Annotated in this window: 1 protein-coding gene; it reads right to left on the reverse strand. The window is 61.9% G+C overall.

All coding sequences use genetic code 11. The features are described from left to right. Positions 1 to 598, reverse strand: a 598-nt coding sequence (locus tag EN984_RS36960; RefSeq protein WP_245480216.1) for a DALR anticodon-binding domain-containing protein, incomplete at both ends; no start/stop codon positions are given.

Consider the following 598-nt stretch of genomic DNA (forward strand, 5'->3'; position numbering starts at 1 on the left):
GTCGTTAACCTTAACAAAACGTAAGTCCGGATTATCCGTGCCACGGTTCCAGTGTCCGTGGAAGCTGGAAGCCAGATCATAGAGGTAAAATGCCAGCCGATGCGGCTCGAGCGCAAGGGCGGCGGACTCGATCAGCCGCGGGTATTCGGCAAGCTTGCGGATCAGGCCGATCTCGCCCTCGTCGGTCAGCAATGCCGCGGCAGACGCCAGGCTGTTGCGGTCGAAATTGGCTTCGCCCAGTTGCTCGCTCGCCTGCCGGAACACCGAATGACAGCGCGCCGAGGCGTACTGGACATAGAACACCGGATTGTCCTTGGACTGCTCGGTCACCTTGGCGAAATCGAAATCCAGGGGCGCATCGTTCTTGCGGTAGAGCATCATGAAGCGGATCGCGTCGCGGCCGACCTCCTCCACCACTTCGCGCAGCGTCACGAAATCGCCCGACCGCTTCGACATGCGCACCGGTTCGCCCTCGCGAAACAGCTTGACCAGATTGCACAGCAGGACAGTGAGCTTCACCTCGTCGCCGGCAATCGCCCGCGCCAGGGCCTCCAGCCGCTTGACGTAGCCGCCATGGTCGGCGCCGAGCACATAGATC

The organism is Mesorhizobium sp. M7A.F.Ca.CA.004.12.1.1 (assembly GCF_003997835.1).
Lineage (GTDB): Bacteria > Pseudomonadota > Alphaproteobacteria > Rhizobiales > Rhizobiaceae > Mesorhizobium.